Origin of the sequence: Paraburkholderia sp. NPDC080076 (assembly GCF_050281145.1) — a bacterium.
GTDB lineage: Bacteria > Pseudomonadota > Gammaproteobacteria > Burkholderiales > Burkholderiaceae > Paraburkholderia.
Map to the genome: position 1 here is coordinate 1,005,201 of NZ_JBNNWQ010000001.1, position 16,878 is coordinate 1,022,078.

The following is a 16,878-nucleotide window of genomic DNA, read 5'->3' on the forward strand; positions in this document are numbered from 1 at the left end:
CAGTGCCGTAGTTCGGTGCCGCATGAAGTCGATGCAGGTTCGCGTCGAGCGCATAACATTGAGGCATCCTGATGGACAAGAAATCTCTCGCTTTCTGGCAAGACAAGGCCGCTACGCTATCGATCGAAGGCCGCGCGTTTATCGACGGCGAATACCGTGATGCCGAAGGCGGCCGCACGTTCGACTGCCTGAGCCCGATCGACGGCAAACTGCTCGCCAAGGTCGCCGACAGCGGCGCGGCCGAGGTCGACGCTGCCGTGGCCGCCGCGCGCCGCGCGTTCGACTCTGGCGTGTGGGCGGGCCTCAACCCGCGTCAACGCAAGGCCGTGCTGCTGCGCTGGGCCGCGTCGATTCGCGAGCACATGGACGAACTCGCGTTGCTCGAAACGCTCGACGCCGGCAAGCCGATCGCCGATACCACCAGCGTGGACGTGCCGGGCGCGGCGTATTGCGTCGAATGGTTCGCTGAAGCGATCGACAAGGTTGGCGGCGAAGTCGCGCCGGCCGATCATCATCTGGTCGGACTCGTCACGCGCGAGCCGATCGGCGTGGTGGCTGCGGTCGTGCCGTGGAACTTCCCGATTCTGATGGCGTCGTGGAAATTTGGCCCGGCGTTGGCGGCGGGCAATAGCGTGGTGCTCAAGCCGTCGGAGAAATCGCCGCTCACCGCGATCCGACTCGCGCAACTCGCACTGGACGCAGGCATTCCCGCCGGCGTGTTCAACGTCGTGCCGGGCGCGGGTGAGCCGGGCAAGCTGCTGGCGCTGCATCAGGACGTGGACTGTCTCGCCTTTACCGGCTCGACCAACGTCGGCAAGCTGATCATGCAGTACGCGGGACAATCGAACCTGAAACGCGTGTGGCTCGAACTCGGCGGCAAGTCGCCGAACATCGTGATGCCGGATTGCCCGGATATGGATCGCGCGGCGAATGCGGCGGCGGGTGCGATCTTCTACAACATGGGTGAAATGTGTACCGCGGGTTCGCGCCTGCTCGTGCATCGCGACATCAAGGACGCGTTCCTCGACAAGCTGGTCGCCGCGGCGCGCAGCTATACGCCGGGCAATCCGCTCGACCCGAAAACGTCGATGGGCGCGATCGTCGACAAGGTTCAGCTCGAACGTGTGCTCGGCTATATCGAGGCAGGCCGCGCCGAAGCCAAACTGTTGCTCGGCGGTGCGCGCGTGAAAGAGGAAACGGGCGGCTTCTATATCGAGCCGACCATCTTCGAAATTCCGGCTTCCGGCGCGAAGGTCGCGCGAGAGGAAATCTTCGGGCCGGTGTTGTCGGTGATCACGTTCGACACGGTCGAAGAGGCGATCAGGATCGCTAACGACAGCGAGTATGGTCTGGCCGCCGCGGTCTGGACTTCGAACCTGACCACGGCGCACGAAGTGTCACGCCAACTCCGCGCCGGCACCGTGTGGGTCAATTGCTACGACGAAGGCGGCGACATGAACTTCCCGTTCGGCGGCTATAAGCAATCGGGCAACGGCCGGGACAAGTCGCTGCATGCTTTGGAGAAATACACCGAACTGAAGTCCACGCTGGTGCGGCTGCGCTAAAGGATTCGCGAAGCCAGCGCGGCGCCGCGTGTGATGCGCGCCGTCGCGTTCCCAATGAATCCGAAGCCGGCGTTGCGCGTGCCTTCGAAGCTTCGCGCGCCGCGCCGGACTGTCTATAGGTATCAGGTCATCCATGACTGAACTCGTCTACGGCGACGGCGCGATCCGCCGTGCGTCGCTTTATGGCTCGTCGATCGAAAACACTTATGCGGGCGTGCTGTCGTTCATGCGCCGCAAGTACACGCGTGAACTCGACGGCGTCGACGTCGTGGTCTCCGGCGTGCCGCTCGATCTGGCCACTACGTTTCGCCCGGGCGCGCGTCTCGGGCCCGCGGCGGTGCGCGCGGCCAGCGTGCAGTTGTCGGAGTTGCATCCATATCCGTGGGGTTTCAATCCGTTCGACGACCTCGCCGTGACCGACTATGGCGATTGCTGGTTCGACGCGCACAATCCGCTCACGATCAAGGAATCCATCGTCGAGCATGCGCGTACGATCCTGCGCTCGGACGCGAAGATGCTTACGCTCGGCGGCGATCACTACATCACCTATCCGCTGTTGATCGCGCACGCGGAGAAGTACGGCAAGCCGCTCTCGCTGATTCATTTCGACGCCCATTGCGACACCTGGGCCGACGACAGTCCCGACAGCCTGAACCACGGCTCGATGTTCTACAAGGCGGTGAAGGATGGCCTGATCGATCCGAAGACCTCGGTGCAGATCGGCATTCGCACATGGAACGACGATTTCATGGGCATCAATATTCTCGATGCCGCCTGGGTCCATGAGAATGGCACACGAGCGGCAGTGGAGCGCATCGTGTCGATTGTGGGGGCACGTCCCGCATATTTGACTTTCGATATCGACTGTCTCGATCCGGCGTTCGCACCGGGCACGGGTACGCCGGTCGCGGGCGGTTTGTCGTCGGCGCAGGGATTGGCGATCGTGCGCGCGCTCGGCGCGTTGAATCTGGTGGGCGCGGACGTCGTCGAAGTCGCGCCGGCATACGACCAGAGCGAAATCACGGCGATTGCCGCCGCGCATATTGCGTGCGATCTGCTGTGTCTGTGGCGCCAACGCAAGGTTGCTGGACGCGAGGCTTAGACGCGTCCAACCTTCCTGCCAATCGATGCAAAAAAACCAGCTCAGCCCATCGACGAAGAACGTTCGGGCTGGCGCCGGCCTTCGCGCAAGCCGAGCGTGTAGACCACCAGCGCGCCGCTCATCAGCGCGAGTTGCCACATCAGCATATCGCTGCCCTGCGCGTTCATCGCGAAGCCCGCGGCGAGCGGCCCCACGATCGAACTCGCGGTGAAGGTAAGCGACAACAGCCGCATGTTCCGTGTGAGCGCGGCCTTGTCGCTGCAAGCCGCCGTGTACATGCCGAGTGTGATGAACGAGCTGTTCATGCCGCCGAGCAAGAGCGCGCTCGCGGCCGCGAGCCACGATGCGGGCACGGCCAGCGCGAAGCCGCAGATCGCCAGTGTGCTGAGCGCGGCGCACACGATCACCGTGGCCGCGAGCCCTGCGCGATCGGCCAGCCAGCCGACCGGAAATTGCAGCGCCATGCCGCCGACGCCGAATAGCGTCAGCAGGGTGGCGGTTTGCGTGGCGCTGAGGCCGTGCGCGTCGGCGAACAGCGGGAAGAGGCCGTAAAGCGCGCCGTCGCCGATTCCGCCCGCTGCGATGACCACCATGCCGAGGCTCACCAGCGGGCCGATGAGGATGCGCCGTTGAGTGCTTTCTCTTCGCGCAGGCCGTGCTTCTTGCAAAGCAGGCCGTTTCTCGTCCGATGCGGTTAGCCAGAGCGGCAGCGCGGCGGCGAACGTGAAGGCCGCACCGGCCGCGAACGTGATGCGTCCATCGACATCGCACCACACTGCGAGCGCCGGTCCGATGACGCCCGCCGTGGCGATCAGTGCTTCGTGCACGCCCACCACACGTCCGCTCGATTTTGCGGGGACCAGACCGTACAGCCAGGTTTCGTTGGCAATCCAGCGCAAACCGATGCCGAGCCCCGTCAACAGACCAGGCACGAGCCACAGCGGCCACGACAGCGCGCTCATCGTGGCGAACGCCACGAGCGTGGCCAGCAGACCCAGCGACACGGTACGTTTCGCGCCGATGCGCGCCATCAGCCACGGCGCGATCAGCAAGCCGGCCAGCATGCCGGTCCATTGCGAAGCGGAGAAGAGGCCGGCGCGTGGCGCATCCAGGCCGCGATGGGCGAGCCACACCGGCAGCACCATGAAGCCGATGCCGAACTGGCCGACCTGCGAGAGCGCCGACACCGCGGTCAATGCCGCGATTGCCGGCCAGCGCACCGGCGCGGCGGATTTCATGTGCCGCTCCGCGCGGGCATGGGCAGCCCCTGTTCGCTGCATTCGACCGGACAGCCGGCTTTCAGGCACGGGCCGTCGTCACACAGGCGGCACAGTTGCATCGCGTGCGCGGAGTCGCGGGTCTCGTTCCACAAGATCTTGATCAGCAGGCTTTCGAGCACTTCGCGCTCGCTGTCTTCGAGCCGGCGGACAATGCGTTGCAGCATCCTGTCGCGCGCCGTTTGCAGGCGTTTGGCCTCACGCTTGCCTGCCGCGGTCAACGCAAGCGCGACAGCGCGTTTGTCCGCGCCTGATTTTTTCTCGACGAGGTCCGCTTCGACCAGTCCCGCCACGGCGCGCACGGCGGCCGGATGCGACAGATCGACCGCCTCGCGCAGCACTTCAATCGATGAATCGGGATATTGGCCGACCGCGTTGAGCATGGCGCGGGCGGTGGGGCCGGCGAGCGCGTCAACGGTGGGTTGCGCGTTCATTTCGTCCGTGACCAGCAGGGCGAGCACGCCGAGCAGATTTTCTGTGCGCTGCGTCATGGGGATGCCTCAATGTGTGCAACGTGCATATATGCATGTTGCACACATTGGGTGTGAAGCGCAAGCGGTTTTTGATGAGCGTTGCGTGGCCTTCGAGGCCCGGTGTCGTTACTTCGCCAGCCGCGCGCGCACCGTGTATTCGCCTTCTTCGCCCTCGTCCTCGATCATATGGGCCTTCGCGGTGTGGAAGTCGGCCGGCAACGGTTCGACCGGATAACCGCGTTTCTGCCACGCGTCGAGGCCGCCCTTGAGCGCGCGGATGTGGTGGATATTCTTGCGATGCAACTGGTCGACAATGCGCTTTGCCGTCGCTTCGTTCGGGCACACGCAGTAGACGACGATTGGCCGCTTCAGCAACTCGGGATCGATTGGCTCGGGCGAATCGAGATCCAGCCGCCGCGCGCCGGCAATCCGGTGCGACTCCCTTTCGCGCACGCTGCGTGGACGCGCGTCGAAGATCAGCGGCGGCTCGTTCGACTTCATCATCTCGTCGAGCTGGTCCGGCGAAATACGCGTATGCGCGAGCCAGCGGCGAAACTGCCAGCGGCGCACCCAGCGATACAGCAGCACGGCCACGAAGATGGCCGCGAACGCATCGAAAATCGTGCCGCCGTTGTGGCGCACGAGCAGCATCAGTTGCACGATCTGGTCGTGCAAAGCGGCGCCGCCGATGACCCACACGCTGGACCACAATGCCGCGCCGATAAAGTCCCACAGCAGAAACACGCTGACGCTGATCGCTGTCGTGCCGAGCAGCGGCGCGGAGATCAGGCCGAGTCCGGGCAGGAACTTCGCGACGGCGAGAATCGGCGCGCCGTAGCGTTCATAGGTATTGCGCGCGAGACGCACCGTGGTGTCGAGCGAGAGGGAGAAGCGCACCAGGTAGTTCAGCAGGCGTCGGCCATAGATTCGTCCGGTGAAGAACCATAGCGAGTCGGCAATCAGCGTGGCGGCAACCGCGGCGCACACGACGCTCGTATACGAGGTTTGCCCCATGGCGGCCATGGTTCCACCGAGGATCAGCATCGGCGCGGCCGGAATCGGCACGCCGAGTTGCGTGATGAGCACGCTCATGAACACGGCCCACACGCCCAGCGAGGGTGGAATAGCAACCGGAAAATGCCACACAACCGCGCTCCTGAGAATGGAATGTTGGGATTTGAAACGTCCGCGCCCGGGTGGCGCATGGCGAACAGTCCGCGCATGTTCCGTTCCCGCACGACGGCGAGCGCCATGCCGCGTCGGCAGGCGGCCGCCATAGTACAAGAATGATATGAGAAGCGGATTTAAGCACAGGTGGCAAAACGGCGCTGCGGGGCAGGCTGGATGCCGGGGCGCTTGACGCGGGATGGCGGGGCGGAAAATGCGCGTGGTCGCGGTCGGCGGCGAGACCGGTGTACCAGCCGTTAGCCGGTACTAGCCCCGCTGCCTTCATTTGCTGGATCACGCGTCTGAGGCTGAATCATGCGTCAGAGGCCGGATCATACGGCACGACGCGTTCGTGCTCGTCCGCATGGTTGCGCGCCACGATCGCGCGCGCCGCGGTGGTCGCGTCCAGATTGAACGGCTGATGCGGCACGCCGGGCGGAATGAACAGGAAATCGCCCGGTTCGGTGATGACGGACTCGCGCAAGCCGGGCCCATAGCGGGTCTCGATCTTGCCCTCGAGCATGTAGATCGCGGTTTCGTAGTCGGCGTGAAAGTGAGGCTCGGCGTGACCGCCCGGCGGCACTACGACCAGATACATCGACAAACCCGTGGTGCCCGCGGTGCCGGCGGAGATGCCGACAAAGTACGGCAGACGCTGGGACGTCGCCATTTCCCGGTCGGGGCGCACCTTGACGACGGGCGCTCGCGCGTCGTGCAAAACGTCTGACATGGTCAGCTCCTGCTGAAATCCGGCCGGCGCCGGTCGTCGCGGCGCGGCTCAAGCTCCCTTGAGTGGAAAGTCTAGACGATATGGGCGTCGATATCGGACCTTGTCGAGCGTGGACGTGCTGCGGCTGTGCGGCTTGCTAGAATCGTCGTCATACCCAAACAGATACGACGGAGACATCGCATGGCAAAGCCTCAGCCGATCAGCCGCTACCCCGTGCCCAAACCGGACGCATGGCCCGACGACATTCGCGCGCGCATTCTCGAAGTGCAGGAGAAAGCCGGTTTTGTGCCGAATGTGTTTCTGACGCTGGCGCACCGCCCGAACGAATTCCGCGCGTTCTTCGCCTATCACGACGCGTTGATGCTAAAAGAAGGCGGCCTCAGCAAAGGCGAGCGCGAGATGATCGTGGTCGCCACCAGCGCGATCAACCAGTGTTTGTATTGCGTGGTCGCGCATGGGGCGATTCTGCGCATCTACGAAAAGGCGCCATTGGTCGCGGATCAGGTCGCCGTCAATCATAGGAAGGCGGATATCACGCCGCGTCAGAAGGCGATGCTCGACTTCGCGGTCAAAGTGTGCAGCGCGTCCGGCACGCTCGGCGACACCGATTTTCAAACGCTGCGCGAGCACGGCTTTGCCGATGAAGACATCTGGGATATCGCGGCGATCACGGCGTTTTTCGGTTTGTCGAACCGCATGGCCAACGTGATTTCCATGCGTCCGAACGACGAGTTCTATCTGATGGGACGCGTGCCGAAAGCCGCGGCGGATACGCCGAAAAAATAGCCGCACGCGCTGCTTTTGAGTTCATGCCGGTGGGCGCCGTTCGTGGCCACTGTCGGCACGCTCACTCACGCCGCCGCCGGGTTAGCTCGAAGCGTGGGCGTGCTCACGGTGGTGTCGTCGATCGGAAAGTGCAGCATCGCGGCGACGAGGCCGGCGACCACCGTCGCTTCCCAGAGCAGCGAATACGACCCGGTCAGATCGAACACCAGACCGCCGAGCCACGCGCCGAGAAACGAGCCGATCTGATGGCTCAGAAAGCAGACTCCGAACAGGCTGCCGAGGTGGCGCGTGCCGAACACTTTCGCGACGAGCCCGCTCGTGAGCGGCACGGTGCCGAGCCAGGTCAGACCCATCACGGCCGCGAAGATCACCACCGACGCCGGGCTTTTCGGCAGTAGAAAGAATGCGCCGATCGTCACGCTGCGAATCACGTACAGCCAGCCGAGCACATGATGCTGCCGGAAGCGGCCACCCAGCCAGCCGCACGCCCAACTGCCCGCCATGTTGAACAGCCCGATCAGCGCGAGCGCGGTGGCGCCGAGTCCGACCGGCATATGGCAAAGCGACAGGTACTCGGGCAGATGCGTGGCGATAAAGGCAAGCTGGAAACCGCAGGTGAAGAAACCGAGCGTCAGCAGCCGGTAGCCTCGATGCCCGGCGGCTTGACCCAGCACCTTGCGAAGCGGCGCGACATGCTCTTCGTGAACGGGCGTGCCGACCCGCGCGCGCCGGTCGAGCACCATGCCGAGCGGGGCGATCAGCAGCATCAGGAAAGCCAGCACGAAGAGCGACGTGGCAATGCCCGAACTGAGCCGGATGCCTTGCACGAGTGGAACCATCAGCACCTGGCCGGCGGAGCCGCCGGCGCTGACCAGACCCATCGCCATGCTGCGTTTTTCAGGCGAGGCGATGCGGCCGACCGCCGGCAGCACCACGCCGAAGGTCGTGCAACTCACGCCGATGCCGACCAGCAGCCCCATGCCGACGATCAACATGGCGCCGCTGGGCGCCACTGCCGCGAGGCCGAGGCCCGCCGCGAATGTCGTCGCGCCGAACGCGACCACCGGCGCCGAACCGTAGCGATCCGCGGCGGCGCCCGCGAACGGCTGGGCGAAACCCCACACGAGATTGTGCAGCGCGATCGCGAACGCAATCAGCGTGACCGGCAAGCCGCGGTCGAACGAGAACGGTCCGACGAACAGACCAAACGTCTGCCGGATGCCCATTGCGGCGCTCAGAATGAGCGCGCCGGCGAGGATCACGAGCGTCGTCTGGTTGAAGGCGGGGGCGAAGCGTTTGCTGTTGGCGGTCGACATGGTTCTGATCTCCTTCGACACATGGTCGCAGCGAGCGTCAGAAGCGGCAAAAGATAAGTTTTTGACGACAGGTGAGCGTGGCTCACCTGTGCGAAGCGGACCTGTGGTTTAGTTGGTGGCGTTCTGCAGTGCCTGGCCGGCAACGTCGGTGTGCGCGTCGAACTGCTCGGCCTCGCTCACCAGCCAGCGTTTGAAATCGAAAAGCTCCGGCCGGCGGTCAGAGTTCTCCGCGCTCACCAACCAGTAGGCCGTGGTGGACGCGATCGTTGCCGGATAAGCCTCCACGAGCACGCCGCTGTCGATATCCCGATCCACCAGCGGCCGTCTGCCGAGCGCGACGCCGAGGCCCATTGCCGCGGCTTCAAAGGCGAGCTGGATCGTGTCGACGCGCAGGCCTGCGGTGGTCTGGACGCCTTCGGCGCCGGTCGCATCCAGCCACGCCTGCCAGTCCTCGCTGGCGGCGTTCACGTGAATGAGCGTCGCGCGACGCAGGTCCGCGTTGCCGTGCTCGTCGCGCAGATCCGCCAGATGCGCGGGGCTGCACACGGGCACGAGGCGCTCGCCGAACAGCCGCGTCCACGCGGTGCCTGCAACCGGCGCACGGCTCATGCGGATCGCGAAGTCGAAACCGTCGACGGGAAAACCGACCTGACGATGCGAGGTGTCGACGCTCACGTTCACATTCGGCCAGCGCGCGCGAAAGCCGGCGAGGCGCGGCAGCAGCCAGCGCGACGCGAAGGTCGGCGCGCAACTCAGCGCGATTGGCCGATCCGCGCGGTGATTCGGCAGGCGCTGCGTGCCGATCGCGATCAGCGAAAACGCTTCGGAGACGTATGACAAGTAATCCGCGCCGCTCGCCGTGAGCGAGATGCCGCGCGGCTCGCGCACGAACAGTTCGACGCCGAGCGCCTGTTCCAGTCCGACAATGCCGTGGCTGATCGCGCTCGGCGTGACATTCAGTTCCGCGGCGGCGAGTTTGAAACTCTGATGCCTGCCGGCCGCTTCAAAGAAACGAAGCGCCGGCAGCGGTGGCAGACGAAGCGGCATGTTGCATCCCCATGGACGGCGCGCCTCGGCGCGCGTGCTGTTGCGCTCAAGGATACCTTGCCGGGCGCTTTGGGTTGCCGTCAAGGTGCGCCTGAGCATCGCCAAAAAATTTTGCCGATGCTGTCGATTTGCCGCCGCGCGGTTCGTCGTGGCTATATAGAGGACGAGAACGCGGCCGCGTTCGCGGCGCGCTGCTCGCGCCCTTTATCCTTGTTCCGTAAGAGGAGATGGCTGATGACTGACGTATCCGCATCCGCACAAACGTTGAAGCCGGCCCGCCAACTAGCGGCCGACACGCCGAGCCGCTTTCCCGGCGAAAGCGCCGACTATCGGCGCGCGCGCAACGACCTGCTCGCCGAGGAAATCGAATTGCGCCGCCATATCGAACGGGTTGCCGCCCAGCGCCGCGCGCTGCCGGCCGGCGGCGTCGTGCCCGAGGATTACCTGTTCATGGGCGAAGCCGGCCCGGTGAAGCTATCGGAGATGTTCGGCGAGCATGACACGCTCGTCACCTACAACTGGATGTTCGGCCCGCAGCGCGCCCGGCCGTGTCCGATGTGCACCTCGCTTTTGAGTGCATACGACGGCGAAATGCCCGACATCCTGCAGCGCGTCGCGTTCGCGGTGATCGGCCGCTCGCCGATCGAGAAGCTGGTTGCGTTCAAGAAGGAGCGGGGCTGGCGGCATCTGCGGCTGTATTCATCGGGCGGCAACACCTTCAATCGCGATTACGCGGCGGAAGATCCGGCGGGCGACGACAATCCCGCGTTCAACGTGTTTACGCGCTCGGGCGACACGGTGCGGCACTTCTGGGCGGAGGAGATGGGGCCGTCGACTGCGGACCCCGGACAGGATCCACGCGGCGCCCCGGACGTGATGCCGATCTGGACCGTGCTCGACATGACGCCCGGTGGCCGTGGCACGGACTGGTATCCGAAGCTGGAATACGATACCGCGGCACGTTAGCGCGCTGATGAGGGCGGTCAGGTGGCGCCTGGCCGCGCGACGGTGAAGCGGGTTCAGCACCGCACCGTGTCGCGGAACGATAGGACTACGGCTGGACCTCAATCGCAAAATCGTGCCCGCGCGCCGTCTGCAAATAGGCGGCGATCGCGCTTGCCCGCATCGGCCGGCTAAACAGATAACCCTGCACCGCGCGTGCGCCTAGCGCCTTGACGACCTCGACTTGCGACGCCGTCTCGAGTCCTTCCACCACGCATTCGAGCCCAAGGTTGCCGCACAGGTCGAGCACCGACTTGACGATCTTCTTCGACGCGCTATTGGTATCCACGTCCGTCATGAAGCTGCGGTCGATCTTGATCGTGTCGAAGGGCAGGCGATGGACATAGCTGAGGCTCGAATAGCCGGTGCCGAAGTCGTCGAGCGACACGCGGCAGCCGGCTTTCTTGATCATGGTGAGCGAACAGCGGGCCTGTTCGAAATCACGCGTCACGGCGGTCTCGGTGATTTCGAACGACACGCGGTGCGGCGGCACGCCGCTTGCCATGACGATATCGATCAGCCGTCGGGCGCGCGCCGACGTGCAGATATCGATCGCCGACAGATTGAACGACAGATAAAGCTCGGACGGCCAGCGCGCCGCTTCGTCGAGCGCTTTATGCAGCAGCACTTCCGTGATGCGCAGAATCAGTTCGGTACGCTCGGCAATCCGAATGAATTCTTCCGGCCTGACCGCGCCGAGCCGTGCGTTGTGCCAGCGCCCGAGCGCTTCCAGACCGAGGGTGCATTGCGTGACGACGTCGTAAATCGGCTGGAACTCCAGAAACAGTTCGGACTCGAGGTCCGCATGGCGGAGTTCCTGGGTCACGAGACTCGAACGCCGGATGCGCGTTTCATGTTCGGTGGAGAAGATGACCGGCGTGCCGCGCCGGCTTTCCTTGCCCACGTATAGTGCCGCGTCGGCGCGTTCGAACACTTGGGCCACCGTCGTGCCGGCTTCGGGGAACGCGGCCCAGCCGATCGTGCCCGACAACTCGGCGACGTTGCCGGCAACTCGATAGGGCTGACCGAGCGCCTCGCAGATACGCTCGCCCAATTCGACGAGCGTCTCGTTCGCCAGTTTGTGCTGCGCGAGCACGCCGAACTCGTCGCCGCCGAGGCGCGCGAAGAAAATGCCGGGCTCGGCGAGCGCCAGCAAACGCGAGCCGACTTCCTGAAGAACGAGGTCGCCGCAGGCGTGGCCGTAGATATCGTTGACCTGTTTGAAGCCGTCGAGATCGATCAGCCCAACATTGAAGCCGCTACCGGTGCCGAGCGCCTGCTCGGATAGCGCGCGCAGCGAGGCGAAGAAACTGCGCCGGTTGGGCAGGTCCGTCAGACTGTCGATGCTCGCGAGCCGGAAGTTGTCGTCGCTGAGGCGCTGCGTTTTTTGCTGGCTCGCCTGCAACTCGCGCTGCGCGTGCACCACGTCGGCAAAGGTCCGGCAATACAGCTGAATGATGAAGGCAAGCGCGACGCCGACCAACGTCATGTCGACGGCCATCGCAATGAAAACCGGATAGCCGGTGAAAACCAGAAAGGTCGAAAAGCTTAGGATGACGATCGACAGCAGCAGCATGGCAGCCGCGCGCAAGTGCATCAGGCAGAACACGCAGCCGACCAGCGTGGTCGCCATGTAAAACGCGACCTGCGTCTGTTCGTACGCGGTGCCGTAGGGAAAGAGCAGCAACGACCAGCTGCTGAATGCGACGGCGAAGAGGCCGGCAAGCCAGGTCAGCTTGCGCAGTTCGGACACTGCCTTGTCGAGAGTCAGGGGGCGGTGCCGAAGACGCCACCATCGTATGCAACGGATGATGCACAGGGTGCACAGCGTCGCGGGAAAGTAGATCGACAACCATGCCGGCGCGCAGCTGACGTGCGTGATGGCGACGGCCGCCGTATTGACGAGCAGAATGAAATAGAGAAGCGGGACCTGGTGGCTGAATGCTTCGAGCTGCGAACGCACGAGCTCGGGGTCGCGTTCCGCGACCGACAGCGCATCCCTCAATTTGGCTAACAGAACCATCCCCGTTCCTTTAAACGTTTGCGCAGCACACGCAGCTTTGTATATCGGCAGGACGGGTGAGACCTTGAGGGGCGTGTCAGATAGAAATCGATTGCCTCGCGAACAAGCGGTAAGTACGACCTGCTTACGATGCGTGATGGGTCATTTGTGCTGCGCTCGAACGGCCGAAGTGACAGACTCGTCGCATCAAAGCACCGGACAGGAGAGCACGCGTTGCGGCGTGAGCGTCGTGCCGGGTTGGCCGTTCTGTGCCGGCGTGCCTTGTGGCGGCGTAGAGACGAGCCGCACGGTATTCATGCCGGCATTCGCCAGCACATACTTCTCCGGGCTGTTCTCGGGCTGCCAATAGGCCCGGAAAACGCCGCTGTCGCCAAAAACCAGCAGCTTGCCGTGCACGGTTCCAGTGCCGCTGACGAGGTCGACCGGCTCGCCGTCACGTACCTGAAAGCTCTGCGGAGCGGGTGAATTTGCCGTGCCGACGAGCGTGGCGCAGCTTTTGTCGTCGGCTGCGAGGGCCGCGCAGGACGTCGCGGCGAGCAGCGCACATGTTGCAATATGGCGAAATTTCATTTTTTATTCCTCCCGGATTCTTTATTTACCGGACGCCGCGCCTGACAAATTCCGACTTTCTGCGATCCACCATAACATAGTAAAAAAGCCCGCTGGTGGCGGTTTGGGACGCGCTAAAGCACTGAAATTGCAACGGATTGTGATAACGCAAAAAGCCGTGTCGAGCCGAAGAAACGTGTAAGCGCGCGATTCTTATGGCACTTTGCAGGAAAAAATCGTCAAATTCCCTGTGGGCGGGTGATACAAGGCTTACACCCAAGGTTTGCGCGAACCCGCGCCTATGCGTTAGTGTGTCGGTCCCGGCGCAACAGATGTGGCGCCGGTTCCATGATTACCATACGGGAAGTGCTATGAACAAACAGGAACTGATTGATGCAGTCGCCGCAGCGACGGGCGAAAGCAAAGCGGCCACCGGCCAAACCATCGACGCGATCGTCGAAGCGGTGACCAAAGCCGTGGTGGGTGGTGATACGGTGCAACTGGTCGGTTTCGGTTCTTTCTCGACTGGCGCGCGCGCAGCACGCGTGGGCCGCAATCCGTCGACGGGTGCCGAGATCCAGATCGCGGCTGCCAAGACGGTGAAATTCACCGCTGGCAAGGCGTTCAAGGAAGCCGTCAACGCGTCTTAATGCAACGCGCTTCACGCCGGAGCATCCACACGCGCCAAACTGGCGCGCGGCGAGCGATGCGTCGGGCGTGAGGAATCACGCGCTGCCCAACCCCGGTAAGGTGGATCGATCGGCGGCTGGTGCGGCGCGTGTGTTTTTGTGCTCTCCCCAAGGGGCTTCCTGGGGGGTGCCCGACTCAGCGCTTGCGTCCCGGCTCGCGCTCAGCCGGCGCGACGTTTGCGGGTGGCTTCGGCGAGCGTCTCGAGCGCCGGCTCGGTCTGCGCCCAACTGACGCAGGCATCCGTGATCGATACGCCGTGACGCAACGGCACGCCTGGCTTCAGATCCTGACGGCCTTCTTCCAGATGACTTTCCAGCATGACGCCGATGATGCGGCGCTCGCGCTGCGACAACTGCTGCGCCAGATCCTGCACCACCTCCAGTTGACGCAAGTGCGACTTGCCCGAGTTCGCATGCGAACAGTCGACCATGACCTGCTCGCGCAAACCCGCTGATTTGAGCGCCACGCAGGTGGCTTCCACCGACGCGCTGTCGTAGTTCGGCCCTTTCTTGCCGCCGCGCAGGATCACGTGCGCGTCGTCGTTGCCGCGCGTTTCGAAGATCGCGGCCATGCCCATTTTCGTCATGCCCATGAACGCGTGGCTCGCGCGCGCTGCGACGATCGCGTCCGCGGCGATCTGCACGCCGCCGTCGGTGCCGTTCTTGAAACCGATCGGGCAGCTCAGGCCTGACGCCAGTTGACGATGGCTCTGGCTCTCCGTCGTGCGCGCGCCGATCGCGCCCCACGCGATCAGGTCGGCAATGTACTGCGGGCTCAACAGGTCGAGAAATTCGGTGGCCGTGGACAAGCCGAGACCGTTGATGTCGAGCAGCAGTTGCCGTGCAAGACGCAGACCTTCGTTGATGCGGAAACTGCCATCCAGACGCGGGTCGTTGATATAGCCTTTCCAGCCGACCGTGGTGCGCGGCTTCTCGAAGTAGACCCGCATCACGATCAGAAGGTCGTCCTTGTAGGTGTCGGCGGCGACCTTCAGTTTGTGTGCGTATTCGATTGCCTGATCGTGGTCATGAATCGAACACGGCCCGACGATCATCACGAGCCGGTCGTCACGGCCATGCAGAATATCGGCGATTTCCGTGCGGGTTTTCTCGACCAGCGTCTGCACCGAAGGCGGCACCGGCAACTCGTCCTGCAACAGCGCAGGGGAAATCAGTGGACGGACCGCGCCGATCCGAACGTCGTCGATGCGCGTGGTGTCCTGGGTGGCGTCGGCCGAGCCGACTTCCTGATCGTGCAAAGGATTGTCGATGGCGCTCAAAATATTCTCCCGGACCTTGGTGATGAAGTGGCCTCGCGGCCTGACTGCGTAAGTGTGGGTACGTTGATCGTGCTTGTCTTCGCTGCCGGGATTATGACACTCGCGCGATGCGGCCGGGCGGCGCGTGTCAGAGACGTTTGATCAGCGCCATGGCGGCCGCCGGATTGCGTTCCTTGAAGCCGCTGATCACGTAGAGATAGACGTCGCGTGCGGCTGCGCGCGTGGCTGTTTTCGCGGGCGCTTCTGCCGAGGTTTCCAGGTCGTCCGGTGTCGTGCCTGCCGCCAATTGCCGCGCGCGTTCGGCCCACGTGTCGAGCGCCTTGCTCGAATAGCCCTTGGCCTGTTTGTCGGTCGTGCCCATGATGCGGGCGTACACGAAGGGCGCGGTGACGTCCGCGATCTGCGGGTATTCGCTGTCGCCCGCCAGTACCACGGCGACTTTGTATTTGCGGGCGAGCGCGATGAAGTCCGGCGTCTTGAAGGTGTCGTTGCGGACTTCGACCGCATGCCTGAGCTTCTGGCCTTCGATACTGGCCGGCAGTAGCTTCAGAAAGGCTTCGAAGTCTTCCTTGTCGAATTTTTTGGTGGGCGCGAATTGCCAGTTGACCGGGCCGAGCTTCTGCTTGAGCAATAGCACGCCGCTGCCGAAGAAGCGTTCGATCGTTTCGCCCGCGTCGGCGAGGACTTTTCTGTTGGTCGCGTAGCGCGGCGCCTTCAGCGAAAAGACGAAATCGTCCGGCGTTTCCTGGTACCACTTCTCGTAGCTCGCCGGTTTTTGCAATCCGTAAAACGTGCCGTTGATTTCGATCGATGTGAGGTTCTTGCTCGCGTATTCGAGTTCGCGGCTTTGCGTGAGGTCGGAGGGGTAGAAGGTGCCGCGCCAGGGCGCATAGGTCCAGCCGCCTATGCCGATGCGGATGTTCGAGGTCTTGGCTGGCTTGGCGATCTTTGCGGCTGATTCTTTCGGCACTTGGCGTCTCCATCTGACTTCGACCGGGAAGCAGTAGATTAGCCGTTTTTTCGCCGAAGAACAGAAGTGAGGCAAACGCAGGAAATGCGGCCGCTATTCGTTGCCGTGAGACATATCCGTTGCACCGCGCGCCGCCTCTTCGAACCGCCGGTTCGCCTCCGCCACTTCCACTCTGAACTGCTGCAATGCGCTCACCGCCAGATCCGGCGGCGTCAGCGCGGCCCACAAGACGTCGATGAGCTGATCCGCGGTCGCATCGATATCGATATGCCGGTTCGCGAGCGTGGCGTCCCAGAGCACATGCTCCATCGGCCCGAACACCATCGAGCGCAACAGGCGCAGTGGCATGTCGGCGCGAATCTGCCCGCTTTCCTGGCCTTGTGCCAGTACGCGCATCAACGGCGCGGTATAGCGGCGCTGCAACTCCGTGAGCGCCTCGCTCAGCTCATGATGCCGGGCCCGACCTTCGGATAACACCAGCGCGCACAGATCAGTACCGTTGACCAGCATCAGCCGCAAATGCGTGCGCACGATGAACGCGAACTGCTGGCGCACATTGCCGTCGCGCGGCAAGCCGGATTCGATCGCGTCGATGATCTCGTCGTACCAGTCGCCGATCACCCGCGCGCACAGCTCGCGTTTGCCGCGGAAATAGCTGAACACGGTCGCCTCGGAAATGCCGAGGCGCTGCGCGATTTCGGCCGTTGTCGCGCGCTCGTAGCCCTTTTCGGAAAACACGTCGCGCCCCGCCTGAAGGATCTCCTTCACGCGCTGCTGCGACTTGCGCCCGGCCGGCTGGCGGCGCGAGGCGGGTAACTCGGCCTTCGTGGCAACCGTCATATGAGTCCAGTTCAGATTTGCGAGGCGAATTCGGCTCGTAAAGGTGTGGAATAAGTCCGATG

General features: G+C 63.7%; 16 protein-coding genes. 5 read left to right on the forward strand and 11 right to left on the reverse strand.

Features of this window, described 5'->3' with window-relative positions:
• Positions 1-71: 71 nt before the first annotated feature.
• Positions 72-1,565: an aldehyde dehydrogenase gene (locus ACQKRQ_RS04525; protein WP_132377565.1), complete on the forward strand. Its 1,494-nt coding sequence runs from the start codon at positions 72-74 to the stop codon at positions 1,563-1,565.
• A 133-nt stretch (positions 1,566-1,698) separates the two neighbouring features.
• Positions 1,699-2,667 (forward strand): agmatinase, encoded by a 969-nt coding sequence (speB, locus tag ACQKRQ_RS04530; RefSeq protein WP_427475329.1) that lies wholly within the window; start codon positions 1,699-1,701, stop codon positions 2,665-2,667.
• A 41-nt stretch (positions 2,668-2,708) separates the two neighbouring features.
• On the opposite strand, the gene ACQKRQ_RS04535 is transcribed toward speB, so the two are convergent.
• The 4 genes from ACQKRQ_RS04535 to ACQKRQ_RS04550 all read right to left on the reverse strand — a co-directional run bounded on the left by ACQKRQ_RS04535 (position 2,709) and on the right by ACQKRQ_RS04550 (position 6,314).
• Positions 2,709-3,905 carry an MFS transporter gene (locus ACQKRQ_RS04535; protein ID WP_427475331.1) on the reverse strand — a complete coding sequence of 399 codons (1,197 nt, stop codon included), beginning with the start codon at positions 3,903-3,905 and terminating at the stop codon, positions 2,709-2,711.
• Positions 3,902-4,435, reverse strand: coding sequence for a MarR family winged helix-turn-helix transcriptional regulator (locus ACQKRQ_RS04540; protein ID WP_427475333.1), 534 nt, complete (start codon positions 4,433-4,435; stop codon positions 3,902-3,904). The genes ACQKRQ_RS04535 and ACQKRQ_RS04540 overlap by 4 nt, the downstream gene beginning before the upstream one ends.
• Positions 4,436-4,543: 108 nt before the next feature.
• Positions 4,544-5,563 carry a VTT domain-containing protein gene (locus tag ACQKRQ_RS04545; RefSeq protein WP_427475335.1) on the reverse strand — a complete coding sequence of 340 codons (1,020 nt, stop codon included), beginning with the start codon at positions 5,561-5,563 and terminating at the stop codon, positions 4,544-4,546.
• Between the two features lie 334 nt (positions 5,564-5,897).
• The gene (locus tag ACQKRQ_RS04550) at positions 5,898-6,314 is read right to left on the reverse strand and encodes a cupin domain-containing protein (RefSeq protein ID WP_427475337.1); all 417 of its coding nucleotides are present in this window, start codon (positions 6,312-6,314) and stop codon (positions 5,898-5,900) included.
• A 180-nt stretch (positions 6,315-6,494) separates the two neighbouring features.
• Between ACQKRQ_RS04550 and ACQKRQ_RS04555 the strand changes: the two genes are divergently transcribed.
• The gene (locus tag ACQKRQ_RS04555; protein WP_427475339.1) at positions 6,495-7,100 is read left to right on the forward strand and encodes a peroxidase-related enzyme; all 606 of its coding nucleotides are present in this window, start codon (positions 6,495-6,497) and stop codon (positions 7,098-7,100) included.
• Positions 7,101-7,165: 65 nt separating this feature from the next.
• Here ACQKRQ_RS04555 and ACQKRQ_RS04560 read toward each other — a convergent pair whose 3' ends face one another.
• Both ACQKRQ_RS04560 and ACQKRQ_RS04565 read right to left on the reverse strand, forming a co-directional pair.
• On the reverse strand, positions 7,166-8,416 hold the full coding sequence (locus ACQKRQ_RS04560) for an MFS transporter (protein WP_427475341.1): 1,251 nt from the start codon (positions 8,414-8,416) through the stop codon (positions 7,166-7,168).
• A 108-nt stretch (positions 8,417-8,524) separates the two neighbouring features.
• The gene (locus tag ACQKRQ_RS04565; protein WP_427475342.1) at positions 8,525-9,463 is read right to left on the reverse strand and encodes a LysR substrate-binding domain-containing protein; all 939 of its coding nucleotides are present in this window, start codon (positions 9,461-9,463) and stop codon (positions 8,525-8,527) included.
• Between the two features lie 234 nt (positions 9,464-9,697).
• Here ACQKRQ_RS04565 and ACQKRQ_RS04570 point away from each other — a divergent pair, with 234 nt between their 5' ends.
• Positions 9,698-10,429, forward strand: a complete 732-nt coding sequence (locus ACQKRQ_RS04570; RefSeq protein WP_427475344.1) for a DUF899 family protein — start codon at positions 9,698-9,700, stop codon at positions 10,427-10,429.
• Positions 10,430-10,514: 85 nt separating this feature from the next.
• Here ACQKRQ_RS04570 and ACQKRQ_RS04575 read toward each other — a convergent pair whose 3' ends face one another.
• Together ACQKRQ_RS04575 and ACQKRQ_RS04580 are read right to left on the reverse strand one after the other, a co-directional pair.
• The gene (locus tag ACQKRQ_RS04575; protein ID WP_427475346.1) at positions 10,515-12,488 is read right to left on the reverse strand and encodes a putative bifunctional diguanylate cyclase/phosphodiesterase; all 1,974 of its coding nucleotides are present in this window, start codon (positions 12,486-12,488) and stop codon (positions 10,515-10,517) included.
• A 186-nt stretch (positions 12,489-12,674) separates the two neighbouring features.
• Positions 12,675-13,058: a hypothetical protein gene (locus ACQKRQ_RS04580; protein ID WP_427475347.1), complete on the reverse strand. Its 384-nt coding sequence runs from the start codon at positions 13,056-13,058 to the stop codon at positions 12,675-12,677.
• 350 nt (positions 13,059-13,408) lie between these two features.
• On the opposite strand from ACQKRQ_RS04580, the gene ACQKRQ_RS04585 reads away from it, so the two are divergent.
• The gene (locus tag ACQKRQ_RS04585) at positions 13,409-13,687 is read left to right on the forward strand and encodes an HU family DNA-binding protein (protein WP_006049832.1); all 279 of its coding nucleotides are present in this window, start codon (positions 13,409-13,411) and stop codon (positions 13,685-13,687) included.
• 200 nt (positions 13,688-13,887) lie between these two features.
• Here the strand turns inward: ACQKRQ_RS04585 and ACQKRQ_RS04590 are convergent, their stop codons facing one another.
• The 3 genes from ACQKRQ_RS04590 to ACQKRQ_RS04600 all read right to left on the reverse strand — a co-directional run bounded on the left by ACQKRQ_RS04590 (position 13,888) and on the right by ACQKRQ_RS04600 (position 16,816).
• A complete protein-coding gene (locus tag ACQKRQ_RS04590) occupies positions 13,888-15,006 on the reverse strand; it encodes a 3-deoxy-7-phosphoheptulonate synthase (RefSeq protein ID WP_408285303.1) in 1,119 nt (372 codons plus the stop codon).
• Between the two features lie 127 nt (positions 15,007-15,133).
• Positions 15,134-15,976, reverse strand: coding sequence for a DUF72 domain-containing protein (locus ACQKRQ_RS04595; protein ID WP_427475351.1), 843 nt, complete (start codon positions 15,974-15,976; stop codon positions 15,134-15,136).
• A 93-nt stretch (positions 15,977-16,069) separates the two neighbouring features.
• Positions 16,070-16,816, reverse strand: coding sequence for a TetR/AcrR family transcriptional regulator (locus ACQKRQ_RS04600; protein ID WP_427475353.1), 747 nt, complete (start codon positions 16,814-16,816; stop codon positions 16,070-16,072).
• Between the last annotated feature and the right edge of the window lie 62 nt (positions 16,817-16,878).

Bases quoted from the DNA above. Each gene is read 5' to 3' on its own strand.
- ACQKRQ_RS04560 (WP_427475341.1), bottom strand. From the start codon at position 8,416: ATGTCGACCGCCAACAGCAAACGCTTCGCCCCCGCCTTCAACCAGACG.
- ACQKRQ_RS04565 (WP_427475342.1), bottom strand. From the start codon at position 9,463: ATGCCGCTTCGTCTGCCACCGCTGCCGGCGCTTCGTTTCTTTGAAGCG.
- ACQKRQ_RS04525 (WP_132377565.1), top strand. From the start codon at position 72: ATGGACAAGAAATCTCTCGCTTTCTGGCAAGACAAGGCCGCTACGCTA.
- ACQKRQ_RS04550 (WP_427475337.1), bottom strand. From the start codon at position 6,314: ATGTCAGACGTTTTGCACGACGCGCGAGCGCCCGTCGTCAAGGTGCGC.
- ACQKRQ_RS04570 (WP_427475344.1), top strand. From the start codon at position 9,698: ATGACTGACGTATCCGCATCCGCACAAACGTTGAAGCCGGCCCGCCAA.
- ACQKRQ_RS04535 (WP_427475331.1), bottom strand. From the start codon at position 3,905: ATGAAATCCGCCGCGCCGGTGCGCTGGCCGGCAATCGCGGCATTGACC.
- ACQKRQ_RS04575 (WP_427475346.1), bottom strand. From the start codon at position 12,488: ATGGTTCTGTTAGCCAAATTGAGGGATGCGCTGTCGGTCGCGGAACGC.
- ACQKRQ_RS04600 (WP_427475353.1), bottom strand. From the start codon at position 16,816: ATGACGGTTGCCACGAAGGCCGAGTTACCCGCCTCGCGCCGCCAGCCG.
- ACQKRQ_RS04580 (WP_427475347.1), bottom strand. From the start codon at position 13,058: ATGAAATTTCGCCATATTGCAACATGTGCGCTGCTCGCCGCGACGTCC.
- speB (WP_427475329.1), top strand. From the start codon at position 1,699: ATGACTGAACTCGTCTACGGCGACGGCGCGATCCGCCGTGCGTCGCTT.
- ACQKRQ_RS04540 (WP_427475333.1), bottom strand. From the start codon at position 4,435: ATGACGCAGCGCACAGAAAATCTGCTCGGCGTGCTCGCCCTGCTGGTC.
- ACQKRQ_RS04585 (WP_006049832.1), top strand. From the start codon at position 13,409: ATGAACAAACAGGAACTGATTGATGCAGTCGCCGCAGCGACGGGCGAA.
- ACQKRQ_RS04555 (WP_427475339.1), top strand. From the start codon at position 6,495: ATGGCAAAGCCTCAGCCGATCAGCCGCTACCCCGTGCCCAAACCGGAC.